This is a genomic window from Streptomyces sp. NPDC017676, from assembly GCF_044329325.1.
Taxonomy (GTDB): Bacteria; Actinomycetota; Actinomycetes; order Streptomycetales; family Streptomycetaceae; genus Streptomyces.
Genome location: NZ_JBIRJA010000001.1, coordinates 47578 through 63635 on the forward strand (window position 1 = coordinate 47578; position 16058 = coordinate 63635).

The following is a 16058-nucleotide window of genomic DNA, read 5'->3' on the forward strand; positions in this document are numbered from 1 at the left end:
CCCGCCGGACGCCAGGTGGACGGCCGGCTCGGGGTGGGCCGCGTCGAGCCGAGGGGCATGGGAACTCCCGGTATGACCAACGCCGTTCAGCGGCTCTCGGTGACGGGGACGGGGCCGGAAGGTTGCGGCACGGTGGCCAGCGGGGAGCGCGCGCAGGACGACGGGGCCGGGGTGCGGTCCGCCAGCGGCACCACCGGCGCCGGCTCCGTCTCGCCCAGCACCACCCGCCGCGCCACCCGCTCGGCGGCGTGCCCGTCGTCCCACGGGCAGAACCGCTCCCGGAACGCCGCCCGCAACTGCGCCGAGCGCGAGCCGCGCCAGTGCCCGGAGGCGAAGATGTCGATCAGCTCGTCCTCGCCGCGGGCCACCGCGCCCGGCGGGAACTCCCGCAGGTCGAAGTAGGCGCCACGGCACGCCTCGTACGCCGCCCAGTCCTCGGTGTGCACCACGATCGGCCGGTCCAGACCCGCGTAGTCGAACAGGACCGGCGCGTAGTCGGTCAGCAGCGCGTCCGAGGCGAGGCACAGCTCCGCCAGGTCCGGATGGCCGGAGACGTCGATGATCCGGGTGCCCCGGACGGGGACGGGGGTCCGGGCCAGGACCACGAAGCGCGGGCCGAGGCGGCGCACGATCCGCTCCAGGTCCAGCAGCGGGCGCTGGGTGCGCCGGTGGTCGCGGTGCGCGGGCGCGTACAGGACGGCGACCGCGCCCTCCGGGACGCCCAGCGACGCCCGCAGCCGGGCCACGTCCGCCGCGGTCGCCCGCTGGAGGACGTCGTTGCGGGGCAGCCCGTACTCCAGCGTGGTGTAACCGCCCGGCAGGACCCGCTCCCAGGTCAGGGTGGCGTGCCGGTTGCCGGACAGGACGTAGTCCCACTGGTCGACGTCCCGCAGCAGCTCCGCGAAGTCCAGGTCACGGGCCGCCGCCGGGCGCTCCAGCAGGTCCAGGCCCGCGTGCCCGAGCGGGGTGCCCTCCAGGGCCCGCACGACGACCTGCCCCGGCCGCTTGCGCAGCCGCCGCTCGAAGCGGACGTCGCTGACCAGGTAGCGGGAGCGGGCCAGCGCCGTCCAGTAGGCGGCCGTGCCGGGCGTCAGCCGGCGCGGGCCCGGCGGCACCGCGCGCCCGGGCGGGGCGACCCACGCCGTGCGCAGCCGCGGGGCGAGCGCCCGGAACGCCTCCTCCAGCGCGGCCGGGTCGCCGTACCCCTCCCGGGCGGCGAACACCGCGCGGTCGGACCGCAGCGGCAGCCGCAGCTGGACGCCGTAGTGCAGCCGCAGCGCGCCGGTGCGCAGGGCGCGGGCGAGCTTCAGTGCCGTCCTCAGCACGCGCCGGCGGACCGCCGCGGCCAGCCGGAGCGCGCGGAACGTGCGGTGCAGCCCGAAGCGGATCAGGCCGTGCCGCAGTCGCGGGCGCGCCCCCGGCACGCGGTGCCGGCGGTAGCGGGCGCGGGCCCGGCGCAGGAACTCGCCGTGGCTGCCGCGCGGCAGCCGGCCCCGCCGGGTGAACACCACGGCGAAGTGGTCGACCATCCGCAGGAACAACTCAGGCCGCCAGCGGGCGAGTTCGGGCCGCTCCTCGACGTACGCGAACACCCGGTCGTACTGCTCGAACAGGTCGAAGTGGCCCCGGCTGGTGGTGCCGAGGATGCTGCCCCGCCGGCGCTGCCGGTAGTGCACGCACACCCGGTCCAGGGTGGCCAGCGACTCGGCCGTCAGCAGCACCGGGAAGGTCCAGGGGGTGTCCTCGTAGTAGCCCGGCGGGAACGTGAAGCCGTGCCGGGCGACGAACTCCCGCCGGTACGCCTTGTTCCAGGCCACCATCAGCACCCGCAGCAGCCCCGGCCGGTCCTCCAGCCGGAACGGCGCCGGGCCCTGCTCGCTGAGCTCGGCGGCGAGCTGGTTGCGCACCTGGCTGCCGTCCCAGTAGGTGCGCGCGTAGTCGAAGACCAGGACGTCCGGGTCGCCGGTCTCCTTCAGCCGGTCGGCCACCGACCGCAGCGCGTCCGGGGTGAGCGTGTCGTCGCCGTCCAGGAAGACCAGGTAGTCGCCGGTCGCCTCGGCGAGCCCCGCGTTCCGGGCCCGGCCCAGGCCCTGGTTCACGTCCAGGTGGACGGGCTTCACCCGCGCGTCCCGCGCCGCGTACTCGTCGATGACCGCGCCGCAGGCGTCGGGTGAGCAGTCGTCCACGGCGATCAGTTCCAGATCGGGATACGACTGCGAGAGCACCGAGTCCAGGCACTCGGGGAGATACGCCTGGACCTTGTACGCGGGGACAATGACACTGAACCTGGGCAAGGGACATCCATGGGTCGGTCGGCGCGGGCGTTCTGCCCGGGAACGGCCGATGGAGTGACTTGGTTACGGCCCGCTGCGGCATTCGGGCTACATCCGGCGAACGCGAAGGGGCGGGCCGCCGGCGGCCCGCCCGTGTTGAATCGCTCCTCCTCCGCCGCTACTTGACCGCGCCCGCCATCACCCCGGACACGAACTGCCGCTGGAACGCGAAGAACACGGCCAGCGGGATCACCATGGAGATGAACGCACCGGGCGCCAGCACGTCGATGTTGTTGCCGAACTGCCGTACCTGCGTCTGCAACGCCACCGTGATCGGCTGGGTGCCCGACTTGGTGAACACCAGGGCCACCAGCATGTCGTTCCACACCCACAGGAACTGGAAGATGCCGAGGCTCGCGATGGCCGGCCCGCCGAGCGGCATCACCACCCGTGCGAACAGCCGGAGTTCACCGGCGCCGTCCAGCCGGGCCGCCTCCAGCAGCTCGCGCGGGATCTCCGCGAAGAAGTTCCGCAGCAGGAACACCGCGAACGGCAGACCGAAGCCGGTGTGGAACAGGATCACCCCGAGGATCGTCCCGAACAGCCCTATCTTGCCGAAGAGTTCGGCGATCGGGATCAGCGCCACCTGCACGGGCACCACCAGCAGGCTCACCACGCCCAGGAACCACCAGTCCCGGCCCGGGAACTCCATCCACGCGAACGCGTACCCGGCCAGCGCCCCGACCACCACGACCAGGACGGTCGCCGGAACCGTGATCAGCACCGTGTTCACCAGGGAGCCCGTGATGTCGGAGTTCTCCAGCAGCTTCTGGTAGCTGTCCACGGTGAGCTGGGACGGCTCGGTGAACACCGTCCACCAGCCGCTCGCGCTCATGTCCTGCGGGGTGCGCAGCGAGGAGACGAGCAGGCCGATGGTCGGCACCAGCCAGAACAGACCCACCAGGATCAGGACCACCCGGACCAGTCCGCCGCTCAGCCGCTCCGTGATCCGGGACGCGACCGACTGCCTGGCCTTCACCGTCCCCACCGGGTCGGCCTTCCCGATGCTTCCGGCGGTCGCCGTCATCGCCGCACCTCCCGCCTGAGCCGACGAATGTTGAACAGCATCACCGGGATCACCAGCAGCAGCAGGAACACCGAGATCGCGCTCGCGACGCCCGGCTGGCCCTCCGCGAAGCCCTTGCGGTACAGCTCCAGCGCCAGCACGTTCGCGTCGTCCTGGGAGGAGCCCGGCGCGATGATGAACACCAGGTCGAACACCTTCAGCACGTTGATCATCAGCGTGACGACGACGACCGCCAGCACCGGCGCCAGCAAGGGCACGGTGACCTTGCGGAACACCTGCCACTCGCTGGCGCCGTCCACCCGTGCCGCCTCCAGCAGCTCCTGGGGCACGCCCGCGAGCCCGGCCGCGATCAGCACCATCGCGAAGCCCGCCCACATCCACACGTACGACCCGATGATCGCCGGTGTGACCAGCGACGGGCCGAGCCAGTCGACCCCGTTGTACGGCTCCCTGAAGTTGCTCGCCGGCAGCCGGAGCAGGGCCCCGTCGGCCGCCGCGGGCAGGGTGAAGGTGCCGTCGCCGGACGCCTTCGTCGAGGCGACCACCTTGCCGTCCTTCACCGCCTCGATCCGCATCCCGGCATAGCCCACCTCGGACGGATCGGGCGCGCCGAGCTTCCCGACGCCCTTGCCGCGGGTGAAGTCCTGCCAGGTGGTGCCGGTGACCTTGCCCGGTTCCGGCCGCGCGGCGGCGGCCTCCTTCGCGTCGTCCGGCAACTGGTCCGGGGCGACACCGACGAGCGGCAGGACGACCGGCTGCCCGGCGTGCACCGCGGCCCTGGTGACGAAGCCCCCGCCCTCGGCCACGAGCGGCGACTCGCGGCCCGGGTGCGCCTTCGGGAACGCCGACGACTGCGCGAACGTGTCGTGCACGCCGACCCACACCGCGTTCGCGACGCCCTTGTCCGGGTCCTGGTCGTACACCAGCCGGAAGATGATCCCGGCGGCCAGCATCGAGATCGCCATCGGCATGAAGACGACCAGCTTGAACGCCGTTCCCCAGCGCACCCGTTCGGTCAGCACCGCGAAGACCAGACCGAGCGCGGTGGAGACCGTCGGCGCGAACACCACCCACAGGACGTTGTTCTTCAGCGCGGTGCGGATGCCGTCGTCGGTGAAGAGGGTCTCGTAGTTGTCGAAGCCGGCGAAGCCGTCACCGGAGGCGTTGTAGAAACTGCGGACGAGCGAGTACCCGATCGGGTAGACCACGAGCGCGCCCAGCAGCACCAGCGCGGGCAGCAGGAACAGCGCCGCCACGGTCCTGCGGGTGCCGGTCACGCTCTTGCGACTGCGGGGCGCGGCGGGGCCCGGTGGGGCCCCGGCCGCCGCTGCCGACGCCATGACCGGATCAGCCCCCGTTCCCGTACGCCGCCGCCGCGTCCTTCTCCAGCTTCGCCTGGGCGCCCGCGACGTCCGCGGGGTTCTTCAGGAAGTCCTGGAGGTCCTTCCACTCGCCCTTGCCGGGCGTCCCGCCGAAGGCCTGCGGGGCCTGGTCGGACATGTCGAAGCGGAAGTCGTCACCGGACGCGATCAGCGCCTTGGCGATCTTCTGCTGCACCGGGTTCGGGTACGCGGAGATCTGCACGTTCTTGTTCGGCGAGAGGTACCCGCCGAGCTTCGCCTGGATCGTGGCCGCGTCCGGGGAGGCGAGGAAGGTGGCGAGGGCCTGTGCCGCCTCGGAGTCCTTCAGGATCACCGCCGCGTCACCGCCGGAGACCACCGGCGCCGACTGCCCGACCGCCGGGAACGGGAACACCTTCGCGTCCGTGCCCACCTTCGCCTTGGTCTCCCCGATGTTCACCTGCACGAAGTCGCCCTCGTAGACCATCGCGGACTTCGGCTGGTCGCCGCCGGTGAAGGTCTGGGTGACCGACTGCGGGAACTCCGTCTGGAGCGCGCCCTTCTGGCCACCGGCCAGGTAGTCCTTCTTGCCCCAGAGCTCGGCGAGGGTGGTCAGCGCCTGCTTCACCGACGGATCGGTCCACTTGATCTTGTGCTGGGCGAGCTGGTCGTACTTCTCCGGCCCCGCCTGCGACAGGTACACGTTCTCGAACCAGTCGGTCAGCGGCCAGCCGTCCGCGCCGGCCACCGAGAACGGCGTGACACCCGAGTCGTACACGGCCCGCGTGGCGGTCAGCAGGTCCTTCCAGGTCTTCGGCTCCTGGGCGCCCGCGTTCTCGAAGACCTTGGCGTTGTACCAGATCAGCGACTTGTTGGCGGCCTTGTAGTACACGCCGTACTGCTTGCCGCCGACCTTGCCGATGTCCTGCCAGCCCTGTGAGTAGTTCTTCGCCAGCTCCTGCTGCGCCTCGGCGCCGAGCGGCTTGGCCCAGCCCTTCTCGACGGCCTGCTTGATCGCGCCGGGCTGCGGCAGCAGCGCCACGTCCGGCGGCTGGCCGCCCGCGATCTTCGAACCGAGGAAGTTGATGATCGGGTCCTGCGCGGGCACGAAGGTGACCTTGGCACCGGTCCGCTTCTCGAACTCGGCGAGGACCTTCTTGAAGTTGGCCTGCTCCCCGCCGGTCCAGACGGCGGCCACCTCCAGATGGGCGCCGTCCAGCTTCGGCAACGTGACGGTGGAGCCGGCGGATGCCCCGCTGCTCTTGTCCCCGTTGTCCTTCTTGTCGTCGTCACTGCCGGAGCAGGCGGAGAGCGCGAGCGCTCCCGTGAGCAGTGCGGCGAGTGTGGTGACGGCCCTGTGTGTCCGGAACGTGCTGCTCTTGCTGTGCATCACTTCCCCGTTCGTCGTTCTCCGTTGAACGTTGTTGAACGTCAGAACTCTGTCCCGTGCGGTCCGGTGTACGCCGGGCCGCGACGGGTGGGCAAGAGCGCCTGCGGTGTCCACCGGCTCATCGTGACCGGCTCGTGACCAGGGCCGCATGCCCGCGGATTTCCGCCGGCGCGGGGGCCGGGCGGGTTCGCCGGGGGAGGGGCCGGGTTCACCGGGGAAGGGATCGGGTTCGCCGGGCAGGGACCGGGTTCACCTGGAGGGGGGACGGGGGTCCGTCAGAGAAGGGAGGGCACCTCCGCCGCCGCGACCTCACGGGCCGCCCGCTCCACCGCGCTCGCCAGCAGCGCCAGGTCGGTCGGGCCGTTGCCCAGCTCCCGCACGGGCCGGCGGGCCGGCGGGTCACCCATGCGCTCCCAGTCCAGCGGGACGACCGTGGGCCGCTGCGTCGCGGTCCGCGGGATACGGCCCGTCACCCGGCCGCCCTGGAAACCGGTGGCCCGCCCGTCCGCGTACACCAGCGTGCCCCGGCCCGGCGCCGGCTGGTCCGGCCCCGGCTGCGGGGCGTCCAGCGTGACCCGCAGCGCGGCCCGGCGCGCCGGCTCGGACTCCGCCGTACGGCCGCCGGTCCCGGCCGCCGCCACCAGCTGGACGCCGAGCCGCTCGCCCTCCCGGGCCACCGCCTCCAGCGCCCGTATCACCGACCCGGCGGCGGGCCGGCCCGGCGAGCCGAGCGCCGGGGAGACCAGTGCGTCCAGGTCGTCCACGACCACCACCAGCCGGGGCAACGGCGAGACGGCCGCGGCCCGCTGCCGGGCGGCGGCGCCCGGCCGCAGCCGGAGGGTGGAACTGGGGGGCGTCTCGATGTCACCGGAGGAGGGCGCGGCACCGGGGTGGGGCGTGCGCTGCGCGACCAACCGGCCGGAGACCTCCTGTCCGGCGTGCCACTGGGCGAAGTCGGTCCGGCCCAGCAGCTCCGCCCGGCGCTTGAGCTCGGCGGCCAGCGACTGCGCGAACTCCCGCATGCGCACGGGGTCGTTGGCGATGAGGTGCGTGGTCACATGCGGTATGTCCGTGCACACGCGCAGGCCCTCACCGCGGCCGGCGCCCGTCCCGACCCCGTCCCGGCCGTCGAGCAGGACCATGGCCAGCCGGTCCGGCCGCTCGGCGGCGGCCAGCGAGGCGACCACGGTCCGCAGCAGCTCGGTACGGCCACTCCCGGCCGGCCCCTCGATCAGCAGATGCGGCCCGTCGGCCACGAGGTCGACGGTGACCGGGCCGCGCGGCCCGGCACCCAGCACCGCGCGGGCCCGGCCGCCCAGCGACCGGGTGTCGTCGGCCGCGTCGGCCCAGCGGGCCATCAGCGACGCCGGGGTGGCCCGGGCCAGCCCCAACTCGTCCAGCAGCCGGGCCGACCGGGGCAGCGGCGCGGCCACGCGCGCGTGGTGCTCGCCGGCGGGGCCGTCCGGGCGCAGCGGTGCGAGTGCCCGCGCGAACCGCTCGGCCCAGGCGGCGGAGACGGCGTCGACGGTGGCGGGCGAACCGGGGCCGACGGGACCGCCCGGCGCGACCCGCGTCAGCCGCAGCGTGGCGGCGACGTCTCCGCCGAGCAGCGCCACGGCACCGCAGTGCCGGAACGTCGGCGTCACCGCGCAGGCGGCCTCGTACGTCTCCGTCACCGGGGAGGCGGGCGACGCGGCCGGGGTCTCGGCGAGACACACCACGTGGACCCCGGCCCGGGGTCCGGCCACGGCCAGCCGCGCGAGCGCGTCCCGCAGCGCGGCCCCGCCCGGGTCCCCGTCGACGACGACAACGGTGAACGGTCCGCCGAAGCCGCCACCGGCACCGGGGGCTTCCTTGGCCCAGGAGGGGCGGCGGGCGGGGGACTCGGTGGGAGAGGGGGTGGCGGCCGGGGCGGGCGTGCCGGGGCGCACCGCGTGTCCGGGGCCACCGTAGGTCCCGTAGGTCCCAAATGTCGCTTGGGTTCCGTCGTAGGTCCCGTGGGTGGCGTCCGGTCCGTGGTGGGCGTCGGTGCCGGCCGGGCCCGGGACGGTCGGGGCGCCGGAGGCCGCGGCCGGCCCCTGGGCGCCCGTCGCCCCGGCCGTGGGAGCCGCGTCGCGCCCGGGCGTGGGGTGGGCCGTCGTGCGGCCCGTCGCCGCGTGGTCCTCCACCCGTCGCAGCAGTTCCTCCGTGCGGGCCGCCGCCTGTTCACGGTCGTAGGCCAGCAGCAGCCGGCAGTCCTGGCCGTGGCCCGGCCGGACGTGCGGGAGCCAGCCGAGCCAGGCCCACTCGGCCGTACGGTCCGCCACCGGCCGTGAGTGGTCCGCGCTGATCAGCACGATCTCCAGCAGGTCGGGGGAGTGCAGCGCGGCGAGCTGGGCCAGCACCGCGCGGGCCAGCCCGGACAGCCGGGGGCGCGGACCGGCCAGGCCCAGCGCGCCCGCCTCCCGCAGCGCGGCCGTCACCGGCACCGCCGGCAGCAGGCCCGAGCCGTCCGGCGGGTTCCGGTCGGCCGTGCCGAGCCGTACGGTCAGCGCCTCGGGGTGTCCCGGCCCGCGCTCCCACAGCCGGGGCCCGGGGCCCAGCGCGGTGAGCAACAGTGCGGCGGGGTCCGGCCAGGTCTCCGGCTGCCGTGGCACATCGGCCGCCGGGGCGCCGCCGGCGGGCGCGGTCGTGCCGTCGTACTCGTCCGCACCGGCCGGCTGTTCCCCGCGTCCGCCGGCCAGCCGACGCGCCCAGGCGCCCAGCCCGCGCCGCCGGGCGCCCTGCGGGAGGTCGGTGCCCCTGAGCGGGGTCCCCTTGCGCCCGCGCGCCCGCGCGTCCTCGTCACCGGTCCCGGCGACACCGAAGCGGCCCGCGTGCGTGTCCGCACCGGACGCCGCGCCCGGCGCACCGGCGGAGCCACCGGCGAGGCCCTCCACGCTCGGCGCGCCGGCCTGCCCCGGCACCACGGGCGACGGCCCACGCCGGTGCTCCTGGGCCCCCGCGTCCCAGCCGGCGGAGCCATGGGGGTCGTAGGCATGCTGAGCACCGCCGGAGGACCCCCACCCACCGGCCCGCCCACTGACGTAAGGCGCCCCGGAGTCGGGGGAGTGCCCCGCACCCCCGGCCGCGGCTCCTGCCCCGCCGTACCCACCGCCGGCACCGGAAGCCGCCCCGCCGGGACCACTCCTCTCGGTGGGACCCGCCATGCCCCCGCCGGAAGCCGTTTCCGCCCCGCCGGCACGCCCCGCACCCGCCGCAGGAGATCTCCAGTCCCCGGAGCCACCCGCATCGGACGTGGCAGCACCCGGGCCGGCGGAACCGGCCCCCAGTGGAGCCGCGTCCGACGACGACCCCCGCTCCCCGCCCACGGCGACCCGCACGCACCCCTCGCCGTCGGCCACCGCCCGCACCCGCATTCCGGGTCCCCCGGACGGAGTAACCCGCAGGGCGGACTCGCCGATCCGGAGCAAGCCCCCGGCAGGGACCCGTACCGGGCGCTCCGTCACCCGTACGCCGTCGAGGGACGTGCCGTTGGTGGAGCCGAGGTCGGCGACCGAGACCCGGCCGTCCGCGCCGACGGTGACCACGCAGTGCAGACGGGAGACGTCGGGGTCGTCCAGCGGGACGTCGGCGTCGGCGGAGCGGCCGACCGTGATCCGGCCGCCGTGCAGCAGATGGACCCCGCCCGCGTCGGGGCCGGCGACCACGTGCAGCTGGGTCGGCGCGTCGTCCAGCTCGGGATGCGGCTCGGGCGCCGCCGGGGCGCTCAGGGACAGCACGGCACCGTCGACCAGCGGAGGCTCGCCGAGCGTGCTGCGGCGCGGGTCGAGCCGCTCGGTGCCCGCGTACAGCACCACGGACGCGCCGCCGGCCTCCCGGCCCGTGCCGCCCTCTCCGGTGACCGCCCCGGCCAGCGCCGACGCGACCGCGGCCAGCTCCGTGCCCGCGGGAGCCGTGACCAGCACGTCGCGGCTCGCGGCGCGGCCCCGCTGCGGGGACGGGCCGAGCGGGTCTACGACGGTCAGCCGGATCTGCATCGGCGTCAGCGGTCCCTTCTGCGCGGATCTGCGCGGGCGCGGACTTCCCCCCACCCCCACACGAGCACGTCGGCCAGCAGCCACTGAAGGCATCCCAGGGAGCTGCTGCACGCATCCTCGCACCTGCCACCGACAACGCGCCCGTGACCCGGGCAGAAGTGATCTTGATTGGTCGGCTCTGCCCCCAAAAATGCCTGACCAATACGTCACCGGCGATCAGTTGAGATCGGTCACGTCCATCCCCGGCAACCAGCGGACCGGGCCGCGCGTCTTCCCGTCGAGCCCGCGAACGTGCTCCGGAACGCGTACGTGCTGCCGTGGAGCACGGCCTACAGTGGGTCGGAACACCGGAACGCAGGCAAGCGAAGCAACAGCAACCAGCAGGGAGCGCGAGACGTGCGGCCAGTCGGCAGCAAATACCTGCTTGAGGAACCGCTCGGACGCGGCGCCACAGGCACCGTCTGGCGTGCCCGCCAGCGCGAGACCGCGGGCGCCGAGGCGGCCGTGCCCGGGCAGCCCGGGGAGACGGTCGCGATCAAGGTCCTGAAGGAGGAGCTGGCGAGCGACCCGGACATCGTGATGCGCTTCCTGCGCGAGCGTTCCGTGCTGCTCCGGCTCACCCACCCGAACATCGTCCGGGTCCGCGACCTGGTCGTCGAGGGAGATCTGCTGGCGCTGGTCATGGACCTCGTCGACGGCCCCGACCTGCACCGCTACCTGCGCGAGAACGGCCCCCTCACCCCGGTCGCCGCGGCCCTGCTGACCGCCCAGATCGCCGACGCGCTCGCCGCGAGCCACGCCGACGGCGTCGTCCACCGCGACCTGAAGCCCGCCAACGTGCTGCTCATGCAGCACGGCGGTCAGATGCACCCGATGCTGACCGACTTCGGCATCGCCCGCCTCGCCGACTCCCCGGGCCTGACCCGTACCCACGAGTTCGTCGGCACGCCCGCGTACGTGGCACCGGAGTCCGCCGAGGGCCGCCCGCAGACCTCCGCCGTCGACGTCTACGGCGCCGGCATCCTGCTGTACGAGCTGGTCACCGGGCGTCCGCCGTTCTCCGGCGGTTCCGCGCTTGAGGTCCTGCACCAGCACCTGAGCGCCGAGCCGCGCCGCCCCTCCACCGTCCCCGAGCCGCTGTGGACGGTCATAGAGCGCTGCCTGCGCAAGAACCCGGACGAGCGGCCGAGCGCAGAGAACCTCGCGCGCGGGCTGCGGGTCGTCGCCGAGGGCGTCGGGGTGCACGCGAACGCCGCGCAGATCGCCGCCGCCGAGGGTGTCGGCGCGCTGCTCGCCCCCGACCCGGCCCCGGCCGCCGTCCCGGGCGTGCCCGGTGCCGCCGACCCCACGCAGGTGCTGCCGACGAACGCGCCGCAGGGGGCGTACGACCCGAACGCCGCCACCAGCGTGCTGCCGCACACCGGCGGCCCGGCCGGTGCCGCCGACCCCACCGCCGTACTGCCGAACACGGGCGCGGCGGACCCGACGGCGGTCCTGCCGCCCGTCCCGCAGGGCCAGCAGGGGCAGTACGGCCAGCAGCAGGGGCAGTACGGCCAGCAGGGCCAGCAGGGGCAGGGCGAGCAGCCGCATCCCTGGCAGACCCAGCTGCGGGCCGCCCGCGACCGCAACGAGCAGACGCAGATCCAGTACCTGGACCCGGACGAGGACCCGCTGCGCCGCCGCCCCCAGCGGCAGGTGGCCCGGCCCCAGCAGCAGCCGCGCCCGGCCCCGCAGGGCCGCCCGCAGCAGCCGCAGCCGCGCGGCCGGCAGCAGGGCGCCGGGTACGGCCCGCCGCAGCAGCAGCCCCAGCAGTACGCCCCGCCGCAGCAGCCCCACCAGCCCCAGCGGTACGCGCCTCCCGCCCCGCCCGCGCCGCAGCGGCCCGCGCGGGAGCCCCGGGAGCCGCGGCAGCGCAGCGCCAACCGGATGAAGATCCCCGGGCTGGGCTGTCTGAAGGGCTGCCTGTTCACGATCGTCATCCTGATCGTGGCCAGCTGGCTGATCTGGGAGCTGACCCCGCTGCAGGACTGGATCGGCACCGGCAAGGGCTACTGGGACCAGATGAGCGACTGGATCGGCAAGGTCGGCGGCTGGATCAAGGATCTGGGCGGTTCCGGCAGCGGAAACTGATCGCTGGTTCGGAGATTTGTCGACATCTGCCGGGTGATTTCCGTCTCCGCGGTGAAGGTTGGCTCGTCGGACGCGTAGTTTTGGCGACAACACGCGTCTGTAGGAGCAGTCTTGGCACGGAAGATCGGCAGCCGGTACACCGCGAACCAGATCCTGGGGCGGGGGAGCGCCGGCACGGTGTGGCTGGGCGAGGGACCGGACGGCCCCGTCGCCATCAAGCTGCTGCGCGAGGACCTCGCCTCCGACCAGGAGCTCGTCGGACGCTTCGTGCAGGAGCGCACGGCGCTGCTGGGCCTGGAGCACCCGCACATCGTCACTGTGCGCGACCTGGTGGTCGACGGCAACGACCTGGCCCTGGTCATGGACCTCGTGCGCGGCACCGACCTGCGCACCCGGCTGGAGCGGGAGCGGCGGCTCGCCCCCGAGGCGGCCGTGGCGATCGTCGCCGACGTCGCCGACGCGCTCGCGGCGGCCCACGCGGCCGGGGTCGTCCACCGGGACGTCAAGCCCGAGAACGTGCTGCTCGACATGCGGGGCCCCATCGGGCCGGGCGGCTCCCACCCCGCCCTGCTCACCGACTTCGGCGTCGCCAAGCTGATCGACTCGCCGCGGCGGACCCGCGCCACCAAGATCATCGGTACGCCGGACTACCTGGCCCCGGAGATCGTGGAGGGCCTGCCGCCCCGGGCGGCCGTGGACATCTACGCGCTCGCCACGGTCCTCTACGAGCTGCTGGCCGGCTTCACCCCCTTCGGCGGCGGCCACCCAGGCGCCGTCCTGCGGCGGCACGTCACCGAGACCGTCGTACCGCTGCCCGGCATCCCCGAGGAGCTGTGGCAGCTGCTGGTGCAGTGCCTGGCCAAGGCCCCGGCCTCCCGGCTGCGCGCCTCGGAGCTCGCGGCGCGGCTGCGCGAGCAGCTGCCCACGCTGGCCGGGATGCCGCCACTGGACGTGGACGAGCCCGACCTCTCGGAGGAGGCCGCGGAGGAGTCCGTGCCGTCCGCTCCGCAGGGTGAGCCGGTACGGCGGCGAGGAGCGGTGTCCCTCGTCCCCGGGGCCGAACCGGACTCCAACCGCGACACCCACACCTCCATGCGGGTGCCGGGACCGGACGAGCTGGCAGGGGGCGCGCACGGGACCGCCCGCGCTCCTCGGGCCACTGGTGCGCCCCGGCCGGGCTCGGCCCGCCACAAGGCCGCGGTGCGGCGCCGCCGGGTGACCCTGGGGGTGGCCGGGGTGGTGGTGGCCGCCGTCGTGGCCGTCGGCGCCTGGTTCGCCTCCTCCGGCGGGGACGACGACGAGCCGGCCCCGGCCACCCACAGCACGTCGGCCCCCTGACCCGAGTCCTGCCCGCCCGGCCGACTCGGCCGGGCGGGCAGGCGGGCCAGGTCGCTTGCCACAGCCGTTACGCTGGATGGCGTGGCAGTCGTCGATGTATCCGAAGAGCTGAAGTCCCTCTCCTCGACCATGGAGTCGATCGAGGCCGTCCTGGACCTCGACAGGCTGAGGGCAGATATCGCCGTGCTTGAGGAGCAGGCGGCGGCCCCGTCCCTGTGGGACAACCCGGACGAGGCGCAGAAGATCACCAGCAAGCTCTCCCACCTCCAGGCCGAGGTCAGGAAGGCGGAGGCGCTGCGCGGCCGCATCGACGACCTCGCGGTCCTCTTCGAGATGGCCGAGGAGGAGGACGACCCGGACACCCGCGCCGAGGCCGAGTCGGAGCTGACCGCGGTGAAGAAGGCGCTGGACGAGATGGAGGTCCGCACCCTCCTGTCCGGCGAGTACGACGCCCGTGAGGCGCTCGTCAACATCCGCGCGGAGGCCGGTGGCGTCGATGCCGCCGACTTCGCCGAGAAGCTCCAGCGCATGTACCTGCGCTGGGCCGAGCAGCACGGCTACAAGACCGAGCTGATCGAGACGTCGTACGCGGAAGAGGCCGGCATCAAGTCGACCACCTTCGCCGTCCACTCGCCGTACGCCTACGGCACCCTCTCGGTCGAGCAGGGCACGCACCGCCTCGTGCGCATCTCGCCCTTCGACAACCAGGGGCGCCGGCAGACCTCCTTCGCCGGTGTCGAGGTGCTGCCCGTGGTCGAGCAGTCCGACCACGTGGAGATCGACGAGTCCGAGCTGCGCATCGACGTCTACCGGTCCTCCGGCCCCGGCGGCCAGGGCGTCAACACGACCGACTCCGCGGTCCGCATCACGCACCTGCCCACCGGCATCGTCGTCTCCTGCCAGAACGAGCGGTCGCAGATCCAGAACAAGGCCACCGCGATGAACGTCCTCCAGGCCAAGCTGCTGGAGCGGCGCCGGCAGGAGGAGCAGGCCAAGATGGACGCCCTCAAGGGCGACGGCGGCAACTCCTGGGGCAACCAGATGCGTTCGTACGTGCTGCACCCGTACCAGATGGTCAAGGACCTGCGCACCGAGTACGAGGTGGGTAACCCGGAGGCCGTGTTCAACGGCGAGATCGACGGGTTCCTGGAGGCCGGGATTCGCTGGCGCAAGCAGCAGGAGAAGTAACTTTGTCGACATGACAACTGCCGCCCGAGAGGCGGCAGTTGTCGTATGTCTGGGTTTTACGTCACACTCACAGGCTTCAACTCTCCGCAAACGCCGACCCACCGGACATTGCGCCCGCAACGCCCTTGACGTTGCTTTGAAAAATCGGAAGGGTGAGGCGCGGCATGCGTACCTTGGGGCGCATGTGAACCGGGGGATCGAGTTGACGCCACTTCGTCACCAGCTGCCTCCGTCGATCACGGCACGCCCCACGCGCCGCCTCATTGACGAACAGCTACTGGGGGTAGCAACCATATGACGAAGAAGACGCGGATCCGGGTCGCGCGGATAGCCGCCGGCGCCGTGATCGCGGCCGGTGCGTCGCTGACGGCCGCCGGCGCGGCTTCCGCCCTGGACCTCGATGTCCAGGCGGGCCCGATCAGCCTCGGCGTGAGCGGTGTGGGTGCCGACGGGGGCAACACGGACGGTGGCTCCACCGACGGCGGCTCGATCGAGGGCGCCACCATCGGCGTGACCGAGGGCACGACCCTGGGGACCGACGGTGGCTCCGTCACCGGCTCGGCCGGCACCGACGGCTCGGCCGCCAGTGGCGGTGACGTCACCTCCGGCGGCGACGCCTCCATCGGCGGCGATGCTTCCATCGGCGGCGACGCCTCGATCGGCGGTGACGCTTCCATCGGCGGCGACGCCTCGATCGGCGGTGGCGACAGCACCTCCGGCGGCAACAACAGCGGCGGTGACGCTTCCACCGGCGGCGACAACGGCAACTCCGGTGGCAACGGCAACTCGGGTGGCAACGGCAACGGTGGTGGCGACAGCACCGACGGCGGCAACGGCAACTCGGGTGGCAACGGCAACAGCGGTGGTAACGGCACCTCCGGTGGCGACAGTGGCACCAGCGGTTCCACCGACGGCGGCGACAGCGGCACCAGCGGTTCCACGGGCGGCGGTTCCACCGACGGCGGTTCCGGCAGCACCGGCGGTTCGACCACCGGCGGCAACCACACCGGCCCCGACGGCGGTAACAACAACGTCCCGCAGGACGAGGGCTCCTCGGCGCTGACCGACACCGGCTCCGACACCTCGGCGCAGGGCGGCGACAAGCAGCTCGCCGAGACCGGTGCCGGCCAGACCGCGTTCCTGCTCGTCGGCGCCGCGACGATGATCGCCGGCGGCATCGGCTTCCGTATCCTGCCGCGCCTGGTGAGTGGCCGCGGCGCTGCCGCCTGACCGTAACCGCCAGGTCACGCACGGCACACGCGCGAGGGCCCGGAGCCTCGGCTCCGGGCCCTT

At 73.8% G+C, this 16058-nt stretch carries 9 protein-coding genes; 4 read left to right on the forward strand and 5 right to left on the reverse strand.

Translation table 11 applies throughout. The features are described from left to right. Window positions 1-86: 86 nt before the first annotated feature. The 5 genes from ACH4LD_RS00180 to ACH4LD_RS00200 form a co-directional block, all read right to left on the reverse strand. Complete coding sequence (locus ACH4LD_RS00180; RefSeq protein WP_398053000.1) at window positions 87-2294, reverse strand: CDP-glycerol glycerophosphotransferase family protein; 2208 nt, start codon at window positions 2292-2294, stop codon at window positions 87-89. 157 nt (window positions 2295-2451) lie between these two features. Then, entirely contained in the window at window positions 2452-3360 is a 909-nt protein-coding gene (locus tag ACH4LD_RS00185) for a carbohydrate ABC transporter permease (protein WP_132785977.1), read from the reverse strand. Further along, on the reverse strand, window positions 3357-4637 hold the full coding sequence (locus ACH4LD_RS00190; RefSeq protein WP_398053589.1) for a carbohydrate ABC transporter permease: 1281 nt from the start codon (window positions 4635-4637) through the stop codon (window positions 3357-3359). The genes ACH4LD_RS00185 and ACH4LD_RS00190 overlap by 4 nt, the downstream gene beginning before the upstream one ends. Before the next feature lie 70 nt (window positions 4638-4707). Further along, window positions 4708-6090 carry an ABC transporter substrate-binding protein gene (locus ACH4LD_RS00195; protein WP_398053001.1) on the reverse strand — a complete coding sequence of 461 codons (1383 nt, stop codon included), beginning with the start codon at window positions 6088-6090 and terminating at the stop codon, window positions 4708-4710. A 275-nt stretch (window positions 6091-6365) separates the two neighbouring features. Next, entirely contained in the window at window positions 6366-10109 is a 3744-nt protein-coding gene (locus tag ACH4LD_RS00200) for an FHA domain-containing protein (protein ID WP_398053002.1), read from the reverse strand. A 396-nt stretch (window positions 10110-10505) separates the two neighbouring features. On the opposite strand from ACH4LD_RS00200, the gene ACH4LD_RS00205 reads away from it, so the two are divergent. The 4 genes from ACH4LD_RS00205 (at window position 10506) to ACH4LD_RS00220 (ending at window position 15995) form a co-directional block, all read left to right on the forward strand. Next, complete coding sequence (locus ACH4LD_RS00205; RefSeq protein WP_398053003.1) at window positions 10506-12239, forward strand: serine/threonine-protein kinase; 1734 nt, start codon at window positions 10506-10508, stop codon at window positions 12237-12239. Between the two features lie 111 nt (window positions 12240-12350). After that, the gene (locus ACH4LD_RS00210) at window positions 12351-13577 is read left to right on the forward strand and encodes a serine/threonine-protein kinase (protein WP_398053004.1); all 1227 of its coding nucleotides are present in this window, start codon (window positions 12351-12353) and stop codon (window positions 13575-13577) included. Between the two features lie 81 nt (window positions 13578-13658). Next, window positions 13659-14765: a peptide chain release factor 2 gene (gene prfB / locus ACH4LD_RS00215; protein WP_132785983.1), complete on the forward strand. Its 1107-nt coding sequence runs from the start codon at window positions 13659-13661 to the stop codon at window positions 14763-14765. Window positions 14766-15059: 294 nt separating this feature from the next. Next, window positions 15060-15995 (forward strand): hypothetical protein, encoded by a 936-nt coding sequence (locus ACH4LD_RS00220; protein WP_398053005.1) that lies wholly within the window; start codon window positions 15060-15062, stop codon window positions 15993-15995. Window positions 15996-16058: the final 63 nt, after the last annotated feature.